Source organism: Faecalicoccus pleomorphus DSM 20574, assembly GCF_000420345.1.
Classification (GTDB): Bacteria; Bacillota_I; Bacilli_A; order Erysipelotrichales; family Erysipelotrichaceae; genus Faecalicoccus; species Faecalicoccus pleomorphus.
On sequence record NZ_ATUT01000006.1, the window covers coordinates 64472 to 85026 of the forward strand.

23 protein-coding genes are annotated in these 20555 nt (G+C 39.3%); 2 read left to right on the forward strand and 21 right to left on the reverse strand.

Annotation, left to right across the window (positions count from 1 at the left end; all coding sequences use genetic code 11):
* Positions 1-12: 12 nt before the first annotated feature.
* From G413_RS0104260 to G413_RS0104320, 14 genes are all read right to left on the reverse strand, one after another.
* A complete protein-coding gene (locus tag G413_RS0104260; RefSeq protein WP_022789694.1) occupies positions 13-1392 on the reverse strand; it encodes a nucleoside/nucleotide kinase family protein in 1380 nt (459 codons plus the stop codon).
* 16 nt (positions 1393-1408) lie between these two features.
* Entirely contained in the window at positions 1409-2185 is a 777-nt protein-coding gene (locus tag G413_RS0104265; RefSeq protein WP_022789695.1) for a glycosyltransferase family 32 protein, read from the reverse strand.
* Between the two features lie 3 nt (positions 2186-2188).
* Positions 2189-2878, reverse strand: a complete 690-nt coding sequence (locus G413_RS0104270) for an acyltransferase (protein WP_022789696.1) — start codon at positions 2876-2878, stop codon at positions 2189-2191.
* 2 nt (positions 2879-2880) lie between these two features.
* Positions 2881-4218, reverse strand: coding sequence for a glycosyltransferase (locus G413_RS0104275; protein ID WP_027969045.1), 1338 nt, complete (start codon positions 4216-4218; stop codon positions 2881-2883).
* Between the two features lie 8 nt (positions 4219-4226).
* The gene (locus tag G413_RS10940) at positions 4227-4613 is read right to left on the reverse strand and encodes a serine acetyltransferase (protein ID WP_051130156.1); all 387 of its coding nucleotides are present in this window, start codon (positions 4611-4613) and stop codon (positions 4227-4229) included.
* 126 nt (positions 4614-4739) lie between these two features.
* Positions 4740-5348 carry a glycosyltransferase family protein gene (locus tag G413_RS12285; protein WP_211210454.1) on the reverse strand — a complete coding sequence of 203 codons (609 nt, stop codon included), beginning with the start codon at positions 5346-5348 and terminating at the stop codon, positions 4740-4742.
* Complete coding sequence (locus G413_RS12290) at positions 5345-5983, reverse strand: DUF1972 domain-containing protein (RefSeq protein ID WP_211210455.1); 639 nt, start codon at positions 5981-5983, stop codon at positions 5345-5347. Before G413_RS12290 ends, G413_RS12285 begins: the two co-directional genes overlap by 4 nt.
* 19 nt (positions 5984-6002) lie before the next feature.
* On the reverse strand, positions 6003-6611 hold the full coding sequence (gene rfbC, locus G413_RS0104290; protein WP_022789699.1) for a dTDP-4-dehydrorhamnose 3,5-epimerase: 609 nt from the start codon (positions 6609-6611) through the stop codon (positions 6003-6005).
* Between the two features lie 15 nt (positions 6612-6626).
* Complete coding sequence (gene rfbD / locus G413_RS0104295; RefSeq protein WP_022789700.1) at positions 6627-7541, reverse strand: dTDP-4-dehydrorhamnose reductase; 915 nt, start codon at positions 7539-7541, stop codon at positions 6627-6629.
* Positions 7542-7555: 14 nt separating this feature from the next.
* Complete coding sequence (rfbB, locus tag G413_RS0104300; protein WP_022789701.1) at positions 7556-8575, reverse strand: dTDP-glucose 4,6-dehydratase; 1020 nt, start codon at positions 8573-8575, stop codon at positions 7556-7558.
* Positions 8576-8684: 109 nt separating this feature from the next.
* Positions 8685-8756, reverse strand: coding sequence for a sugar phosphate nucleotidyltransferase (locus G413_RS12570; protein ID WP_115240872.1), 72 nt, complete (start codon positions 8754-8756; stop codon positions 8685-8687).
* Between the two features lie 336 nt (positions 8757-9092).
* Positions 9093-9566 (reverse strand): glycosyltransferase family 4 protein, encoded by a 474-nt coding sequence (locus G413_RS0104305; RefSeq protein ID WP_022789702.1) that lies wholly within the window; start codon positions 9564-9566, stop codon positions 9093-9095.
* Between the two features lie 397 nt (positions 9567-9963).
* Positions 9964-11325, reverse strand: a complete 1362-nt coding sequence (locus G413_RS10950; protein ID WP_162138395.1) for a sugar transferase — start codon at positions 11323-11325, stop codon at positions 9964-9966.
* A 122-nt stretch (positions 11326-11447) separates the two neighbouring features.
* The gene (locus G413_RS0104320; RefSeq protein WP_022789705.1) at positions 11448-11972 is read right to left on the reverse strand and encodes a transcription termination/antitermination NusG family protein; all 525 of its coding nucleotides are present in this window, start codon (positions 11970-11972) and stop codon (positions 11448-11450) included.
* Positions 11973-12388: 416 nt separating this feature from the next.
* Here G413_RS0104320 and G413_RS0104325 point away from each other — a divergent pair, with 416 nt between their 5' ends.
* A complete protein-coding gene (locus G413_RS0104325) occupies positions 12389-12832 on the forward strand; it encodes an IS1/IS1595 family N-terminal zinc-binding domain-containing protein (RefSeq protein ID WP_022789706.1) in 444 nt (147 codons plus the stop codon).
* Positions 12828-13409: an IS1595 family transposase gene (locus G413_RS0104330; protein WP_244910602.1), complete on the forward strand. Its 582-nt coding sequence runs from the start codon at positions 12828-12830 to the stop codon at positions 13407-13409. The genes G413_RS0104325 and G413_RS0104330 overlap by 5 nt, the downstream gene beginning before the upstream one ends.
* 148 nt (positions 13410-13557) lie before the next feature.
* Here G413_RS0104330 and G413_RS0104335 read toward each other — a convergent pair whose 3' ends face one another.
* The 7 genes from G413_RS0104335 to G413_RS0104365 all read right to left on the reverse strand — a co-directional run.
* Positions 13558-14265 carry a tyrosine-protein phosphatase gene (locus G413_RS0104335; RefSeq protein WP_022789708.1) on the reverse strand — a complete coding sequence of 236 codons (708 nt, stop codon included), beginning with the start codon at positions 14263-14265 and terminating at the stop codon, positions 13558-13560.
* A complete protein-coding gene (locus G413_RS0104340; RefSeq protein WP_022789709.1) occupies positions 14262-15677 on the reverse strand; it encodes a tyrosine-protein kinase domain-containing protein in 1416 nt (471 codons plus the stop codon). The genes G413_RS0104335 and G413_RS0104340 overlap by 4 nt, the downstream gene beginning before the upstream one ends.
* A gap of 4 nt (positions 15678-15681) precedes the next feature.
* Positions 15682-17010 (reverse strand): tyrosine-protein kinase domain-containing protein, encoded by a 1329-nt coding sequence (locus tag G413_RS0104345; protein WP_022789710.1) that lies wholly within the window; start codon positions 17008-17010, stop codon positions 15682-15684.
* A gap of 2 nt (positions 17011-17012) precedes the next feature.
* Complete coding sequence (locus G413_RS0104350) at positions 17013-17834, reverse strand: bacterial Ig-like domain-containing protein (RefSeq protein WP_022789711.1); 822 nt, start codon at positions 17832-17834, stop codon at positions 17013-17015.
* Between the two features lie 10 nt (positions 17835-17844).
* Positions 17845-19608, reverse strand: a complete 1764-nt coding sequence (locus G413_RS0104355; RefSeq protein WP_022789712.1) for an ABC transporter ATP-binding protein — start codon at positions 19606-19608, stop codon at positions 17845-17847.
* On the reverse strand, positions 19601-20149 hold the full coding sequence (locus tag G413_RS10955; RefSeq protein WP_022789713.1) for a hypothetical protein: 549 nt from the start codon (positions 20147-20149) through the stop codon (positions 19601-19603). The genes G413_RS0104355 and G413_RS10955 overlap by 8 nt, the downstream gene beginning before the upstream one ends.
* A gap of 148 nt (positions 20150-20297) precedes the next feature.
* Positions 20298-20555, reverse strand: a 258-nt coding sequence (locus tag G413_RS0104365; protein ID WP_022789714.1) for a transposase, incomplete at its 5' end; no start/stop codon positions are given.

The following is a 20555-nucleotide window of genomic DNA, read 5'->3' on the forward strand; positions in this document are numbered from 1 at the left end:
TTGTTCCTCTTATTAGATTTTTTCAGTATACTTGTTCATTATATAATGGATTGCCTGCTCTGCCATCTCTTCCGGTTTTTGTTCAGCATCTATCATTACAAACCGTTTTTTATTGCTTTCTGCGACTTTTTTGTACATTTTAGCCTGTCTTTCTATTTCTTCAAGTGGCAATTCCTGCTTTCTCGCATAAACCGTTTCGGGTTTAGCGTTCAATACAAATACAATACCAGGCTGCGGTGTCAATTTTACAAAAAAAGTACGAATACTCTCAGGAAGGTTTAATTTTGTTCTTCTTGGATCAACAATGAAATCATAGCTATACCGGTCAAATACTGAATATCGATCATAATGCACATCGTTTCTAACACATTTTTGCCAGCCAATAATATAATCCAATGTATAATAAGAAATTCGAATCAAGCTACTAAGCGGATTTGCAGGTTTCGATCGATGAGGATTCGTAAAATCAGTGTCTTGCTTCATTACGCCTGCTTTTTCGCCAACTGCCCCCAAATTAGGGAGTATGGAAGGTCTAAAATGATACACATGGAATCTGTTGTCGTTTTCATCATTAACATAATAAAAATTCAGTTCTTTTAGAAGTGCCTCTAAAAAAGTAGTTTTTCCTGTACCATCCGGTGCCATAACCGCAAATGTCTTTGCATACTTTTTATAGTTGAAGATAATTCTACTAACTTTCTGCCACAAGAACTCTGCTGAATATCGGATCGTACTCCATGGTCTTATCTTGAATGTGTATTTTTTTAAAGCCTTTGTAAATTTCGGTTCCAACGCAACTACAGCATCAAAGTCTTTTTGGGCAATTAGTTCATTCAGTTTGATTCCCAACCCATCTCCAGATATTTTTAAAAGAATGTTCTGAAATTCTTCTGGATACTCTTGCTGTGCCTTAAAAATATCCGCTTGATATGCAGACTTGAGTTTTGCGTGATGATAGCCAAAGATTTTATATACCACCAACATGATACCATTCATCAAATCATCCAGTACATTCATGCCATTGTATAGAACAACGTGCTGATACAACTCCTCGAATGTAAACACTTCAAATCCCTTTGATATATAGCCATCAATCAAATCAATATGAATTGACAACTTATGAAGGGTATCCATTCCAATATAGCAGTGGATATGTCCAAAACAATCCTTATGTAAATTACTTACATTATGTTTTTCAAATGTCTGTTTCAATAAGGCTGATGCCAGTGGTTCTTTTCCCGTTTCGATCATAATATCCACATCTTTAGATGGGTTAATATTTGGCAGTCCCTCATATCCACGCAATATAAACCATTTTATGTTACTCTCAGATAATTTCTTAAAAAAATCCAACAGAATTTTCCCGTGTCTTTCATCCCATCTAGTTGTCATTATATCACCTTTCCATTCACCTTATAGCATTGCGGATTTTTATTTCAAATTTTCTGATTCTTTCTTTGCCAAGACATCGGATTCCAACAGCGCGCAACCCTCTCAGAATCGGACGCACGACTTCAATCCAAAACTTGTTGTTTCCTCTTTTTCTCTCCCGTTCAGAAAGCCAACTATTAGAACACATATGTACTGCCACAGTTTCATCTTTTATATCAAATTCGGTCTCCCCTAATTTTTTAGGGTAAAACAGTTCACGATTATAAATATGAAACCCCGCAACCTGTTGTTCTTTTCCTCCCAAAACCAAGCTCTTTTCTTTTAAAATATCCGTCAAAATCGAAACATTTGCGATATTATCAAAGCTTCCATCACTTTGTACAAAATCATGCATCTCGTAATATTTCAAAAGTTCTTTAATGGACTCATCATGCGCCTGACACCCAATAATTGCCGTTCCAATAAACGCTTTTCTTTCAAAGCCTGCAACGGCATCTGCTCTATCAAGGATATCTCGAAAATCCTTTAACACTTTTACATCCGTATCTAAGTATAATCCACCGTATTCATACAGTATTTTTGCCCTCGCATAATCACTCACAAACGCGTACTTTTTATTATCATATGCTTGTTTGGCAAATCGGCAACTTTGGTAGTCAAAATTCTCCTCATTCCAGAGTTTCAATTCATAATCTGGAAGAAACTTTTTCCAACTTGCAACACACTCTTTTTCTTTTTGCGGCATTTCACCACAACCAAACCAACAGTAGTGAATTATCTTCTTTATTGCCATTTTTTAATCCCTCATCGTTATATCCCAATCAACATTCGTCTTGATTATTTTTCCCGGAACTCCACCAATCAATGCATGTTCCACTTCATATTTCTTATTGCATAGTGTCCCAAATCCAACAACGCTTCCGCTTTCTATTGTTGCACCTTTAAGCAACGTTGAATGTGCACACAGCCAAACATGTTTTCCAACAGTTATTGGCGCATTGCTGTTTCTATCTATCCCATCCATATATAGGGAGTGTCCATCACCATCTGCGACTGTAACATTCCACGCAATCAGGCAATCTTCCCCAAATGTTATTTTTTCTCTGCACATAACTTCCAAGCCATAATTTCCTTTAAAATCGTTACCTAGAATAAGCTGTCCTCCCCCCATTACTCTTATCCTGGAATCCTTAGCTATAACAACATTCTTTCCAAATGTTATAGAGCTACCTTTATCCACATTAATTATCGTGAGTTTCTTATATCCATTTCGACCCGCACCATCCCATAGCCCGATGCGTACCATCGCCATACTTGGTTGCTCACTGAAAAGAATACTTCCCTTGTGACATCCGAAAACCTTCACACCACTACCAATGAGAACTGGTACTTTAAGCGCATCTTTGAAAGACAGTGTCTTTATACAAAATAAAAAAGATTTTGGCACTGCACATATATATTTTATTTTTGAAAAAATGTTTTTCATGACTATTTCCTGTATAATTTCTCCTTAATTATTGTACTATGCCGTTTCATCTGCATTGGCATAAAATTCTTGATATTATTATCATTGGCTAGCGCCAAGATTTTCTTGTCTTTTACCATTCCCTGTAAAATCTCTTTCAGGCTTTTTTTATCATCAAACATATATTGAGTATCCAACAAATCCTGCGCTCCTACTTTATCCGATACTACAACCGGCACTCCATAGCTCAATGCCTCTAATATAGTAAATCCGAATGTTTCATACCACTGGCTCGGAGCAATCAACAAATCTGTATTATCAAAAATTTCTTCCAGTTGGCTATATGGATAACCGTCTTGTTTGTGTGTAATATATTCTCTTTCTATATTTGTATTCGTGTAGATGTGCAATTCAAACTTACCAGGAGTCTCTCTCCAAATATCATCCAGCACTCCAATTAGAAATTGAAAGCCCTTGAAAGGTTTTGCTGGTCCCAAATACGTTATGCGTAAAACATCATGGTCAAAGTTCTTTCTTTTTCGATGATCCTTTATATCTCTATGTGTAATTGAAATCACTGCACTATTTTTAGGATGAAAATAACGATTATATACCATTTCCGTTACTGAACTATTAAAATGGATGAAGTCTACTATTTTTAACATTGATACATAATATTCCCGTAGCTTTTCATAATTCTGTGCCATACTGGCATTTTCTGTACCAGCTGCTATCTCTATTTCAGTCTCTTCAAAAAAGTTCTTCCTATGTCGGTTTCGAAGCAATTTTATTATACTGGTGTTTTTCAATTTCCTATAAATAGGTGACTGTAATACCGTAATTTTTTTCATACTTAACGCTGATCGATTGCAACCCACACAGTCCATACAACCATGATCATCATCACAGGGCTTTCCATTATGAAATAACGTCACCTTAGGGCAAATCCCAAAATAGTCGTGCGTTGTAAATACCGTCCTGATTCCAAATTCGTTAGCTGCATAGATAAATTCCTTATGCAGTCCCATCAATGTATGGATATGAATAACATCCGGGACGTAATCCTGCAAAAATTCAGAATAAACAGCTTTGTCCCCTTTTTTTGTGTAAATATCAATATCTAAAATTCCCTCATCAAGAGGAACTGGCAACGGATTGATTATCTCAAATGACTTTATCCCATTCCAGTTTTTCTTCTTATGAATTTCAGTCTGCTTTTTTACTATTGTTATTTGACCCGGCCAAAGCAATGCTACTTCATGTCCTTGCTCTGCTTGCGTCAGCATCAAATCTGTGCAATATTTTGTTAGTCCGCCTGTTCTGTACGGAGGGAACCCCAATGCATAATGTAGTATTTTCATATTTGAACCTATATTGTATATTTTATATATTTCTCTGTTGCATTTTCCTTCGCAACAATCTTAGCCGGATTTCCTAAAACAATGCTATGGGAGGGAACATCAAAATTCACATACGCTCCCGGTGCAATTAAGACATCGCTTCCAATCTGAATACTGCCTACTACAACTGCGTTTGCGCCTATCCAAACTTTATCTGCTATTGTCGGGCAACCTTCGCGAACGCCTCTCTTTTCTTTTCCAATGGTTACTCCGTTATAGATGTTGCAATTCTTTCCTATTACAACATCTGGATTTACAACTATGCCGCTAAGATGCTCTATCTTAAATCCTGGGCCAATTTTTGTGCTGGCCGGTAAATCAACACCATACTTGATCTGCAATTTACGGTAAATCATCCATAAGAACCCGTAAAGCAATTTGATATTTTTATATTTCTCGCATCGTCTTTTCCACTTTAGCAAGCGATATTGTGGGCAGGTTGTGTACCCCCCCCCAGCGTTTTTTATCTGCTTCTCGTACTGTCATTTTACAATTTCCTCCGTAAACACGCTTTCGTATTGTTTACAAATCTTATCCCATGTGTACTCTTCAGCCACACGTCTCTTGGCCTTGCGTCCCATTTCTTCAATTTCTTCTTTATTCATCAGATCTGCTTTATCAATTAACTTCGCAAGGTTTCCCTCATCGCGACTCCAATATAAAGCACAATCTTCAGCGACTTCTCTGTTAAAACCAACATCGACCAGAAGATTCAAATCTGTACTGCCAAGTGCCTCAATTAAGGAAGGATTTGTTCCCCCAACGGTATGACCGTGGAAATATGCATAGGCATTCTCGCGGATTTTTTTCAGGAGTTCCTGATTATAAACAGTTCCAACAAACTTAATTCGTTTATCGCTCTTGAAGTGGAGTTTTTCTTCCAATTCATTCAGGAACTTATCATTGACATTCGTGATCAGAGCAAAATCTTTTTCACTCTTGCTCTTCATAAACTCCCGAATCATAACTTCAAAAGAGTTTTCTGGCACAAAGCGACCTACGACAAGGTAATAGTCCTTTTTCGTAACCCCTTTTTCCCTATACCAGTTCAACAACTTCTCGTCATCATTAGCCAGCTTGCTAAGGGTCAAATCTGCACCATACGCAATAAATGTTGTCTTCGGATTTTTTTCTTAATACCCTTACCGTCATAGCATTCATGAATATACTTTTCGATGTTCACAGAGTCACAGATAGCAAGATCACAATATTTAACCATCATTTGCTCAGAAACTTTCCAATATTTTCGAATCGGTACGGACCATTTTGCTCTCATCCACTCGTGTCCGTCCGGATTCAGATATACAATACCGCCCAATTTATGGATTTCTTTATAGAAATGACCAGCAAAGGGTCCGATACGGCAAGCCATGATATAAACGATTGGATGCTTAATCCGATGTTCCTTTATGTACTTGCAGCAGGCCTTCAATGCTGCAACATCATAATAAATTGCCTGTGCAGGACCAATCTGAGGAATATCTATCTTGAAACAATGTGCATTGTGAAATTCAAACTCATGATCATTGATTCTGGTCACACCATCCACTTTTGTTTCGTCCATGCAGCCGTCACCGTTGGCCTTACACGCCACATGATATTTAATATTCTTCTTGTTCTGGTGGTACTCTGTGAGCTTATAAACAAAAGTCTCGTATCCGCCATATGCACCTAAGCTCTTAGCTCCTACCAGAAATACGTGTTGTACTTCGTTTCCCCGCTGCATTTTTCCTACCCCTGTGTTCTTAAAATTTAAAAGTATCCTTCAGCCCAAGCCACTTCTGGTCCTTATCACTCAAATTCAGTGCCGTACCATCTTCCAGCGTGTATCCCTCTGCGCTTGCACTACCCTTGTATTCGCCCTTCAACTCCGGCCATTCAATGCCGATCTCCGGGTCGTTCCAAGCCATGCCACCTTCATCATTAGGATGCCAGAAGTCATTGACTTTGTAGCAAAACTCTGCTTCATCACTCAGAACCAGGAAGCCATGTGCAAAGCCTTCCGGGATGAGGAACTGCTTCTTGTTCTCAGCAGACAGGGTCACCCCATACCATTTGCCATATGTCTCAGAATTACTTCTGAGGTCAACAGCAACATCGAACACAGTACCACGCACAGCGCGTACCAACTTGCACTGCGGATACTGCTTCTGGAAATGCAGGCCGCGCAGCACACCCTTTGTGGACATCGACTGGTTATCCTGCACGAAGTGGATGTCAATGCCAGCTTCCTTCATATCTTTCTCATTGTAGGTTTCCATGAAATAGCCACGAGCGTCACCATGAATAGCAGGCTCAATGACACAAAGCCCCTCGATGCCGCCTACATTTTTCTCAACTTTAATCTGTCCCATTTCTTCTATCTCCTCTTACTGCTCGATTTCTTTCAGATAACGGCTCAGTGCATCCTGCCAGGTCGGAAGCGGAGTAAAGCCAGCTTCCACCAGCTTGCTCTTATCCAGACGGCTGTTGAACGGACGAGAGGCCTTGCTCAGACCGTACTCTGCCGTGGTCACCGGCAGGACTTCCGTCTTATATCCAGCCTGACGATAGATTTCTTTCGTGAAATCGTACCAGCTGATGTAGCCGCCCTCATTGGTTGCATGGTAATAGCCGTACTTTTCAGTTTCATTCATGTCGACGAGCAGTCTAGCCAAATCATATGTATAGGTCGGTGTGCCGATCTGGTCATTGACCACACGGACAGTGTCATGTGTCTTGCCGACATTCAGCATAGTCTTGATAAAATTCTTACCATTCAGACCAAACACCCAAGCAATACGGACAATGAAATACTTCCCCAGTGTCTGGCTGACTGCCAACTCACCTTCCAGCTTTGTCTGACCGTATACATTCAAAGGCTTATAATCCTTGCAGTCCGGCTTCCAAGGCTCAGTGCCTTGACCATCGAACACATAATCCGTGCTGATGTAGGTCATTTTGCAGTCCAGTTTCTTGCAGACATCTGCAATGCTCTGAGTACCACCTGCATTGATGGCACGGACTTTCGCCACTTTATCGTCGTCCTCTGCCATATCCACAGCAGTCCATGCTGCACAGTGGATCACAGCATCCGGGTTTACTTCTGTAATTACTTTCTCGACAGCATCTTTATCCGTAATATCCAGAGCTACATACGGTGCTTTTGTTACCGCAGAACCATCTGCCACGCCGCTGTAGTTTTCCTGAATATCAGAACCAACACCTTCATGACCGCGCTTCAGCAGTTCATTCATCACATCATGACCCAACTGACCGCCAACGCCTGTTACAAAAAACTTCATAGTCCTTCCTCCTGTTAGCGGTTGCTGTACATTTTCTCGTAGTAGTTCTGATACTCACCGCTGATAATGGTCTCCCACCACTCACGGTTATCGAGATACCACTGAATAGTCTTCTTAATGCCGTCCTCGAACTTGGTCTCCGGCAGCCAGCCCAGCTCGTTGTGGATCTTGGTCGGATCAATAGCATAACGCATATCATGGCCCTTACGATCGCCAACGTGAGTGATCAGGCTCTCCGGCTTGCCCAGTTCCTTGCAGATAATCTTCACGATTTCAATGTTCTGCTTCTCGTTGTGACCGCCGACATTGTAAACTTCGCCCACACGACCCTTGTGAATAATCAGATCAATGGCCTTGCAGTGATCTTCCACATACAGCCAGTCACGGACGTTCAGACCCTCGCCGTAAACAGGCAGCGGCTTATCTGCCAGTGCATTAGCAATCATCAGCGGAATCAGCTTCTCCGGGAAGTGATACGGACCATAGTTGTTGGAGCAACGGGAAATGGTCACAGGCAGGCCGTAGGTACGGTGGTAAGCCAGAACCAGCAGGTCAGCGGCAGCCTTGGAGCTACTGTACGGAGAGCTGGTGTGAATCGGAGTTTCCTCGGTGAAGAACAGATCAGGACGATCCAGCGGCAGGTCACCGTAAACTTCATCAGTAGAAACCTGATGGTAACGCTGAATGCCGTACTTGCGGCAAGCATCCATCAGCACACTGGTACCGATGATGTTAGTCTGAAGGAAGATGCCGGGATCTTCGATAGAACGGTCAACATGAGATTCTGCCGCAAAATTGACCACGATGTCCGGATGTTCTTCTTCAAACAGTTTATTCACTGCTTCGCGGTCACAGATATCAGCCTTCACGAAGCGAAAATTCGGGTTATCCATAACAGGGGCCAGTGTGGACAGATTGCCTGCATAGGTCAGCTTGTCCAGACAGATGATTCGATAATCCGGATACTTCTTCAGCATGTGGAACACAAAGTTACTACCAATAAAACCCGCACCGCCGGTAACAATAATATTCATGATCTATTCTCCTCTACACTTATCTTTTGGTTCTTCTTTTATTAATACAGATGCTCCTGATACTTGCCGTCCATGACATCTTTCAGATACTGTCCATACTGGTTCTTCTTCATGACCTCATAACCTTCGTTAACGAATACAGGCGAGTACCTGATCCTCCTGCTAAAATAATGCCTTTCATAGCTTTTCCTCCTTATCTCCCTTATGAACACATCCCGAAGGAAGATATTTCCCTTTTAATAATCCCATGTGTTTGTCACACCTCGACAAAATTTGTTTCTTGCTACCGTATTCTTTTACTCCTCAACTTACTTCACAGCACAACAACAAGCCTGTATACAGATTGCCGCAGCAATCTATACGCAGGCTTGTCCTCGTACCTCCTTATTTTGTTTTCTGCTCTATCAGCTTTCGCTGTGGTGGGTTAAGTATAGAGCGCAACCAGAAGCCATTAACCCCTGAAAACACGCTAGCCATAACGCACCATGACAAGCAGAAACAAGTTGAGGTGAAAAGGTCAAGCCGCGCAAACCCGCATGAAATCAGGCTTTTCTCTGGTTGTCCATATTATTTCACACTCCCCGTGAATTGTCACAACAACCCGCTTTCCAAATAGCTTTGGAATCCAGCACATGGCTGCTGGGCCTTCCGCATGAATGTGTACGACATCGTATCTGCCAAAGGCAGACGCCAACGCAGCAAAGAAACTGGATGATACCGCTGTAAGTCCTTTCCTGTTGATGGTCGGGACCGTTTTGAGTTTTACTCCCTTGTACTCGTGCAGTCTTTCACCGTCAAACTCTTTCCCGCTCACATGATGACCGCCACGGTTATAACAAGTCACCTGATGGCCTAGCTTCACCATTCGAGTGCTGAGTTCTTCGACCACAACTTCAATGCCACCTTCTCGAGACGGGATTCGTTTATGTCCGAACATGCACGATCTCAGCTTCTTCGTATTATTGCCCATCCTTGCCCCACTTCCTACCATGTTCTCTCTCCCGAAATTTCATTCCCAAATGAGTTTTTTCTTTACTGCTCATGAAACCCGGTCTATGCTAAAACGGATTTCATCAGCGCCAAAGATAAGCACGACAACAAACCCATCCCCGGCACTCTCGTACCAGGCACAGGCTTGCTCCAAACCTCCTATTCAAATTTTCATGCTCTTTAAGATTGGGTCGAATAGAGCCGTCAAGAAGCCATCCACTATCTTAGCTTTTTGGCGTCTTCTAACCCTCTCTGCATAAAAATCTGGATTTGAGAGCTGGGTCAAGCCGCCAAAAGCCCTGATTCTACGTGGTTTTTCTTGGTTGTCCCTATTATATCTCCATCACCAATCATCGCAACTTTCAATTTCTTCTTCACAATCTGCGTACTCCTTATCTTTACACAGCCCCAGAGTTAACCCCTGACAACATTGTTCTTGCGGTTTTTACAAGCAGTGTCACATCTAACCACAGGTTATAGTTTCTATAGTAGTATTCATCCAGGGCTAATCGATCCTCAAAATCCACATCGCTTCTTCCATGTGTCTGCCACATACCGGTCAGTCCCGGCTTCATCTTGATGATGATGTCATAATAGATGCCCATATCTTCTTTCTCTCTTGGTAAGTAAGGTCTTGGGCCTATTAATGACATATCGCCTTTTAATACATTGATAAACTGTGGAAACTCATCCAGACTTGTCTTTCTTAAAAAGTTGCCTGCTTTTGTGATTCTTGGATCGTTTTTCAATTTCTTGTTCTTGGTGTATTCTTCTTTGATGGCCGGATCTTTTTCCATCAGTTCATCCAGAATTTGTTCCGCATTGGGAACCATGGTCCTGAATTTATAGATGGTAAATTCTTTGCCGTTTTTTCCAATGCGCTTCTGTTTAAAAAAGACCGGATCCTGATCACCGGACTGATGATTCTTTCTTCGTACATAGAAATAAAGTGGAAGTAAGATTAAACATCCGACAATTCCTCCACAGATATCCATAATCCGTTTTCCTATGCGTACCCATACATTGATTTCTGTCTGTGCGGTTGAAACCATCAACAAACCGTCAAAATCATCTACTCTGGAATCGAAAGTTACCAAGTTTTCAAAGCTTGGTAAGACTTTGATCTCTTTAACTTTGTCTCGTATCGTATCCACAATCATCTTGAGATCTCGTTTCTGGATCTGTGGTATGGCGATAATCACAGACTGGATGTTTTCCTTCTGAATGACTTCTTCAATGTTGTCAAAGGAATAGACATGTTCTTTGACTACTTCTTCCTGCTGGTAGATCGTTGGCAGTCGTTTGGTATCGTTACAGGAGATAAAGCCTCGAACATCCATCAGACTGAATCGATTGCCTCGACAGACATTCCAGAGTTTTTCTGCCGTATGGCCGATACCAATGACTAACACATTCTTCTTAAAGGTATTGCGAAACCAGATTCTCGAATACCGAGCAAAAACAGTACTGATCAAAGCGGTTGATATGGTTAGAACAATCAGACACAATACAATGGAAAAAGAACGAATCTTAAAAAACAGAAGCACACCGACAAAGAACCAACAGTGACTGATGATAATCAACCGAATCTCATCCCATATGAGCAGTACATTGTTTCGGTATCTTCCTACCATCAGTTGTACGATTCCGTAAAACAATAGAATCCGTAATTCATAATCAATGCCCAGCGGCAGAAGATAAATCATTCCTGCAGCACCGGCCAGATTGGCTAACAGGTTTAGCCATCCAATTGACGTCATGTATCTCTTTCCCTTTCCTTCACAAAAAAAAAGGTTATAGTTTCCCCTCCCGATCTTATGATCAGGCAAGGTCAACCATAACCAAAATGAATGATCCATGCGGTAAACCAGCTACAGATCCATCATTCATCCTTTTCTATCAGTGTGACTCCCGCTGTCCATTTCTGATCCAGAAAAAAAAGATCCAGGACAGCCAGTCGATTTCGTTTATCGTACTTGGTGATGTAATCTTCAAATCCCTTTAAAGGACCTTGATCGATCACCAGACGATGATTCTCTAAATGACCATACGACATGCGAAAGAGATGGTCTTTGTCCAGAAACTGTTCAAAGACACGTATCTCCTCCGCACGAAGCGCAGTTGTTTCCTTGTAACACAGCTGCTTGATCAATCCCTTTTTGAATTCCAGAGAAAACAGCCAGTCGTTGAATGCATCCTGCGGTAGGGGGCTACACACAAACACATAACCGGGAAAGGCTGATTTAATCTCGATACACTTTTTATCTTTTCGATAGTTTTCCATCTTTACACTAAAAGCATCTGCTCCATATCTTTGATTCAGATAAGAACAGAGGCTGTCTTCATACGGTGTCAGCACAAACAAAACATACCAGTTTAATTTTTTCAGGTTTTTTGTACAAATCATTAGGTTTTTTAGAGGGTGTGTTACAATCCTTACTGCTTGTTTTGTCTTTGAACAAACACCTGCCCTGAAAAAGAGAATATGGGAAAGGAGTTCTAACTTGATCCATATCCGGCCTCCCTTCCAAGACAAATGGACTACGAAAGATAAAAATCAAAAAGGGGTGAATCTATCCTCTGGATTGTGGGAAAAAATCCCATAATCCGAAAAGACATTCATCCACTTAGCCCGAACAGAACGATTCTTTATCTGTTCGTTGTCCATTTTACCCCCCCCCGTATCGATTTGTCAAATATTCTAATGATCCAAAACCCTCTTTTTACAAAGATTTTGGCTTAACCTGCAATTTGTTGATGTGACATAAATAATGTCAGTTTTGTTTGTAACATGAAAGTGTAAAAAGAAATGAGGTACACATCATGTTACAAACAAATCAAATTTTAACTTCTTCCATCCGGGCAGAACTGTATCCTTTCCAAGTGGAAAAAATTACTCGTCAAGTCAATGATTTTATTCTTTCGAATAAGGAAAGTGAGGAATGCTCTTTTGAAATTTGTCCGAAATGTGGCGCTGTTCATCCTCGGCTGACCAAGGCCGGTTTCACCGCTGCCGGTAAGCAAATGCTTCGCTGTCATGAATGTGGAAAGCGTTTTGTTATTGACCATGGCGAGTTAACCTATTATTCTCATCAGAGTCAGGCCAAATGGGATGATCTGATTCTGGAAACTCCGAATGGAAATTCCATGAAGGAAACGGCTGTAAAAATCAATGTTCATGAAACCACAGCCTTCCGCATGCGTCATAAGTATCTCCATTCTTTAGAACAAACGGTGTATCCCCTATGTACTGAAAGATGCGATTGAATTCGATGAAAAATATGTACCTTTTTCCCATAAGGGAACAAAGATTTCTTCCGTTCCCGGCAAGAAAAGAGGAGAACCGGCCTCCAAACGAGGTCTGTCCGATGAACAGGTTTGTCTTCTGAGCGGTGTGGAACGTTTGGGAAAGTCCATCCTGAACGCTTTGAATCTGGCCAAACCTTCCAGTCAAGATATATTGAAAATGAAGGATCACATTCAAAATCATTCTTTTATCTGGACGGATGGATTAAGCAGTTATAATGAGCTGATTGAAGAAAAACAATGCGATCATAAAATCGTGAAGACAAAGGATGATTATGACAGGGTCAATCATCTCAACAATGTGAACAGTTTCCATCAGAAGATTGAAGTACAGTATAAGAGATATAAGGGAGTGGCCTCCAAATATATCAACCGATATGCGGCATTGTTTACCATGCAAAGAGAATGCAGAGACATGGATTCGATGGAAACACTGATTTATATCAAGCGAAAACTCAAGAAAACAAAATGTTACTTTTATATTCGTCAGTTAACAACACTGGATATTTTCACCTGCATACCGGAAAGATTTGCATAAAAGAGCTAAAGTCAATAAATTGCAAGTTAAGCCAAACTTTTAAACCATTTTTACCAACATATTTATAACCACACTGTTTGCCACATAAAAAAACTCGACTTTACATCGAGTATGAGAACTATATAAAAATTTGAATCTAAAATAAACTTTATTGAAAAATCATAGAGGCATTTTTATAGAGTACATCTTCTGCATAATCTATGCCGTAGTAGATTTCCAAATAATCTTTGATGGCTTCTAAGGATGGCGTTCTATATTCAATACCATGGGCATCACTTGCCACATAATCAATCCATCGATTCTCTAATAGAACATGGGCCGCTTTTCTGATTCGATTGCCAAACGATCCAAGTAGACTTCCTTTATTTACTTGCAACTTACATTCACTACGTATCCAATCTATGACACATCCTGGATTGTTGATGACACAATCATATCGTTCCGGATGGGCGATAATAGGCACGATATCAAGTTTTCGTACTTGTTTGACACACTGAGTTATATAGGTGGAAGTTACATGAAATGGAAACTCAATCAGAAAATAGTTTGTTTGGTTTAATCCGATCAATTTCCCTTCTTTAATGTGATCACAGATATTCTCACTTCCAAAAATTTCCATTCCCAAAACCAATTCGATATCGATATGTAAAGAATGAACGATTTTCACAAACGCATCAAACTTCTCTTTTATATCTGGATAATAATTTTTAAATCTTTGACTTTGATTACTGTGAGGTGTTAAAACTAATTTTCTTACACCACTCTCCTGTGACATCATCACCATTTCTATCGCTTCTTCTAAACTGGAGGCTCCATCATCTACACCGGGAAGAATATGAGAATGAATATCAATCATGATACACTTTCCTTTGGATATTTATAGTAACCATATCGGTATTTTCCATACCCATAATCATTTAAAGTCTGTGTATATTCATTAAACACATAGGCCATATGGCGATGATCTTGATGAAAGCCGGTCAGTGTTTCTTGAATCTTTTGTAGAGGTACCTCATCATATTTCACTACAAACAAGATAAAGTCTGTTATATGCTGAAATTCATAAGCATCTTGAAAAATTCCTGCCGGAGCTGTATCCATAATAATGACATCAAAATATTTCTTAAGTTCTTCCATGAAATTTTCAAGATTTGTATCTGTTAAAACTTCAATTGGATTTTTTATTGCTGTATGATTGCCTATAAACGCAAACTGATCTGAAAGAAACGTGATTTTATTCAAAAGGTTCTCTTTGTTTTGTACCAGTTCATGTAATCCTAATGAATCAGATACATTTAACATCTTTGCCAAAGAAGGTTTTCTAACATCTCCATCAATTAAAACAACCTTCTTTCCTGTGGAAACAAGAGATTCTGCCAAATTCACAGAAATGGTCGATTTTCCTTCCGAAGATATGGTAGAAGAAATCATTACTACTTTGCCATTTTCTTTTTCTAATAATCTTTCTAAACGAATACGCATAGAACGAATATTTTCTTTATAGTCAAAAGAAACCTTTCGATCCATAATAGAAATCGTTGTCATCATTTTCTTCCGCCTTGCCTTAAATGTCACTTTAGGCAGCATCGCAATACATTTTAGATTGGTAATTTTGTTCATTTGTTCTAATGTTCTTGCACTCTTTTTAAAGAATGCGATTAACCCTACTACCACAAAAGGTACCGCTATACCGATCAACAAGCCCATACCTACTGTTTTTAAAATTGAAGGTTGATTATAAGGCGATGTAGCTAAAATTGGCTCATTGATAATATGAAATTGCGTTTCTCCTAATACAAATCGAGCGGTTTGTGGATAAATGGAAAGTGCTGTATTTAAAATATTGAAGGCATCTTCTGCATTTGAGCTTTCTACACGCATAGTCACCATATTGGAGTCACTCACCGTTTCTGCACTTAATGTTCCATTGAGAGTTTGTGTATCCAAATTTTGTAGTAATACACTTTTAAAATAATTACTTTCTAAAATGTATGGAAATGTTTTTGAAAGTTGATCGGCTGTATCTGAAGAATAATAGAACCCATAACTTCCGTTCTCGGATACACTTGTCTCAACAGTGAACGTAGCTTCACTCTGATATAGGGGTGAATACGTCAAGTAAGTATAACCTGTATAACCTACAAAAATAATGCACAGAAGAAATAGCACAAGTTTCCAATACGTGCGTACGGTTTTCAGAAAATCAGAGGCCAACAACAATAAATCAATTTCGTCGTTATCTTCCGTTTGTATTCTTTCTGTATTCATTGACTCACCCTCTTTCCGAATTAGCATAGTGAGAATATCCATAAGCCCCACTTTGTAACGCATTTTCATAGAACGAATTTAAAACAAATCCTAAAAACTCCGAATTGCTTTGCCAGATCAAATCCACTGTATCATTGATTACTCGTATATCTGTCCAATCTTGTCGTACAACAAGTAGCGTCAGATCCGCAATATCCATCAAGGCCTCAGCATCACTGGATGCTTTTATCGGAGAACTATCAATCAAAATATAATCAAATTTGGATTGATATTCTTCGACAACGGTTTTTATCATTTTTAAAGCCCTGGAAGGATTCTTATCCCACGGCTTTTGAAGAAACAATTCCCAAATATGTGTGTTTTTATTGTATTGAATTGAACACGGATTCCTGTTTTTTTCTTCAAAGATTTTATATTGTGCCGGTTTTATAAAATCACAATCCACCAATAAAACCTTTTTCCCCTTTTCCTGTAAGCCCAGTGCCATATTGGCAGCACAAGTCGATTTCCCTTCATTTTCAGACACACTGGTGACCAACAAGACTTTCTTTTCTTTTTGTCTTGCCAAATGATCGATTCGACTGACTAACTTACGATAAGCTTCAGAATAAGCCATACTCACAATAGGAAGATTCAACAATAAAGCTCTTTTTCCTTGTTTTTTATTTAGCTTTTCAAAAGGAATAACACCAAGAATCTTTCCGTCTAAGACATTCTTAGCTGTTGTTGAAGTTTTTACGGTATATCTTAAAATATAGACCAGTGCAATCAACACGCACATACCGGCTCCGGCCGCTAATGTCAAAATGTTTTTATGCTCCGATAAAAGCGGTTTGTTGGAAGGCGCTGTTGGGATCGATGGCTCCTGCAGCACTTGTAAAGAAGCATTGGCAAAAATATGAGCTGAGACTTCACTATAATGCGATAAAGCCGAATTCATAAACGTATAAGCACTGGAAGGATCTTGAGAAATAATATCCAATACAATTAAATTGGTTTCTTGAATTTGCGAACAAACAACGCTGCCATCCATGACTTGTTGCGTGTCACTTTCTACTAAAGAGCGCATCACATCACTTTGAAAGATTTCCGACATTACCTCAGCCATAGAACTTGCCATAGATAAAGAAGCATAGGTGTTTCCACTTTCCTTATCTGTCACAACTAAAGTTGTAGAGACTGTATATTCTGGCGTATACAACAACTGACCAAATCCCGTTAAGAAAAGCCACACAGAAATCGTAAAAACAAGGATCCATTTCCAATATTTCTCTAACTCTTTACCAATACCGTAAACATTGACATTTTGTAAATCTATTTCACTTCGATTCATAACTACCTCACAACCACTGTCATATATACAACGCCACTATAACCAAGCGGTGTTGGATCAAAACATACTTCATAGGTACCGGCTTTACTCGTATCTACATTCGATGTGATTTGTAGTTGCGATACATCTAGATTGTTTCCATCATCATCCATAGCACTTTGTATGTACCCACTTGGATCAAATCCATCTCCAACGTTTAGATACACAAGATAGTCTGATAGTGTAATAGAACAATTAACACTATCTTCTGGCAAAATATAAACCGGAAGGGATAAAGTTGCTGTATCTCCTTTTGTGTTATTAACTTCCAATGTAATTTCATATCGGCCTTGCGATGAATAATTGACATCACTATCCACTTGCATGATATTGTCTGTAATATCTTGATCTAGTACATCATAAGCTGTAAACAAATCGAGAATAGACATAGAAGACATCGCTCCTTCCTCAAATACTAAAGGTGCGCTTAATTGAAAAACAGGAGACTGATAATCGGTAAATCGTATTCTTCGCGTTAAAGATGCCGATTGATTGGAGGAATCAAAAACAGTATACGTCACATCACATAAACCCTTTTCTATAAAACGCGATATGCTTCCTACAACGATTTGATCTGTGAGATCTCCATCTTGATCATCACTTGCATGTAGTCCCTGCATGATCTGCTCTCTTGTATAATCACAAGGAATTTCAATTTCTTCTACATCACTGACAATGACAGGTTTACTGGCATCATAACTAAAGAATTGTTTTACGACAGAAGCTGTAAAAACAAGTATAGATACAATTGAAAAAATTAAGATAAAACCTTTTACAAATTTCAATTTGCCCCACCTATCCTTCCTCTAAGAATGTTTGAATCTGTTCTTCATTGACTTCCTCTATATGACCAGATTGAATCTTATAAACACGATCACACATCGATAGCACACTAGGTCTATGTGCTGTCACAATAATCGTTTGCAGTGGACGATATGATAAAATATTTTTTAATACCCTCTTTTCGGTAGCCATATCTAATGCACTTGTTGCTTCATCTAATAATAAGATTGGTGCATTATGTAATAGAGCACGAGCTATTGATAAGCGCTGCTTCTGTCCTTCTGAAAAACGATTGCCACCTTCAAAAACATCGGTATCGATTCCTTTATCCAAAGATTCAATAAAACGATATGCATCCGCCACTTTTAAAACCTCAATGATTTCCTCTTTTGTCGCATCCGGCTTTAACATCCGCATATTTTCAGCTATCGTACCGGAAAATAATGTATTGCCTTGTGGAATGTAACTAAATAAACAACGCGTACCAGAAGATAATGACATAGAGCCTACAGTAGGATTGGATACTATAGCACGTCCTGCAGCACAGTGATACAATCCTAATAAAATCCTTAACGTTGTCGTTTTTCCTTCCCCCGAGGGACCGATTAAACCTACAATTTCTCCTGAACCAGCCCTTAGATTGGCTTTTGTAAACACGGGAGGATTTTTCCCATATGCAAAACTTACATCTTGTAACTCCACTGTGATCCCCGTCTTTACAGCTTCTTTTAACATCGTTTTTCCTTTTTCTTCATCTTCAATGGACTCTCTTGGTAAAGAGGTGATTTCCATGATTCGACCGGCACTAAGACTGGCTCGCATGGCAGTCGGCAATAAATTTAATACCGAAGAAAATGAGCCTCTTAAAGAAGAAGACATCGATACAAATAAGGTCATCGTTCCATAGGAAACAGATCCTTGCCATAAACGATATACGGCATAGCCATAACATGCATAGCCAATCAACTGTCCCACAAAGCCTGTAAAAACAGTCATGCGCGACTGAAATTTATTTTGCGTCATGGCAAATTCAACAGACTGCTCCTGCACAGCTTTATATTCAGAAATAAAGTAATCCACTAAGCCAAAAGCTTTGATCATCTGCATATTTTGTAATGTTTCCTGATTAAACGTTGTTTTATTACTCTGCAGTTCTAATTGTTTTCTTTGATACTCTCGCATTTTCCGCATAGAAAAGCGTGTACTTATAAAAGAAATGGGTGCCCCGGCCAAAGCAATGAAAGCCATGATGGCATCATTTTGTAACATTACGACAAAAGCGCCTCCAAAAGTAATAAACACGGAAACAATGTTAGGAATATATGTTAATACCGCATTGGAAACACTCATGGTATCCCCATTGATTCGATACATTAAATCTCCTGTACGATATTTTGAAAGTGACTCCCAATCTGTGGATAAAATCTGAGAAAATATATCCGATCGAATCTCATTATTTACTTTTAATGATATTTTTAACGAAAGCCTAGTCTTAAAAGCATTAATAAAAAGCATTGAAACACCAACACCCACATAAAGACATGCAACGCTTACAATATTATCCGAATTCTGACCCGTAACCGCATCAATCAGATTTCTGGAAACCATGGAGGTTCCCAGTCCCAAAGCCGATCCCGATGCGCCTAAAAAAGTATAAATTGCGATTAAAAACCAATAGCGTTTTATATAACTTCCCATCCAAAGCCATTGAGAAATGAATTCTTCTAAACGTCCTTCTTTGATTCGTGAATAGTAATGTTTCAATACTTTAAACATTCTTCTTAAATAAGACCCTTTCCACAAGCTCTACGGCTTGTTTCTCAATTCGACATTTTAATAAATATACCGGTACTGTAGACAGTAATCCATCTACAGTACACAGTGCTGCATTTACACCCTCTTCATACCATTTCGGCAAAAAAACATTTCGCATTACACGATCAACCATAGTAATACCTGTTAATCTTTCAATATGATTTTCTAATGCCTGTTCTAAAACTATAATTCCATAAAGTTCAGCTTTACGATTTTCGCAATATACACTTGATCCATGCCATGGACATCCATATCCATAATATTTAGAATTCTCATAATGCACTAACGCCATATCCCCATTAACAATCGTTGCATTCTTGTATTTAGCCCATAGCTCTGCCTGTGTCGTTTTGCCAATACCTGATGGTCCGATAAAAAGAATACCCTTTCCCTGATAATCCACAAAAGAGGCATGCATCAGCAATCCATTACGAGTCGATAAATGAGTCATCACAATAGCACTTAGTGCACTATCTAAACCATCAGACTTTCCATCAAGCAATGTAATACTCGCTTGATTCCAATTCGCGTTAGCCGACACAAAAACATTATTACTTTTAAGCACCAATGTACCCAATGGTTTGGAAATTACTTCAATCCCATGGTAGCGTCAAGAATTATGTGTAAAAGTATATCCTTGGTAAAGCAGATTAGCTCTTGAACCAATCTTCTCTAGTTGTTTGTCCAAAACCTCTATGTACGTGATTCATGTTTTTCTCGTTGTAACGATTGAATTGAATCACAAGGTATTTCTCTTCAGATTTTTCCGTTGGAAATTGTTCTTTCTTTTTGAAACTTCGTTTTAATTGTTTATTGTTTCCTTCAATCAGATTTGTTGAATAAATCGTATGCCTAACACTTTCTGGGTAATCATAGAATGTAAACAGATAGTCATTGTTGCTGAGACT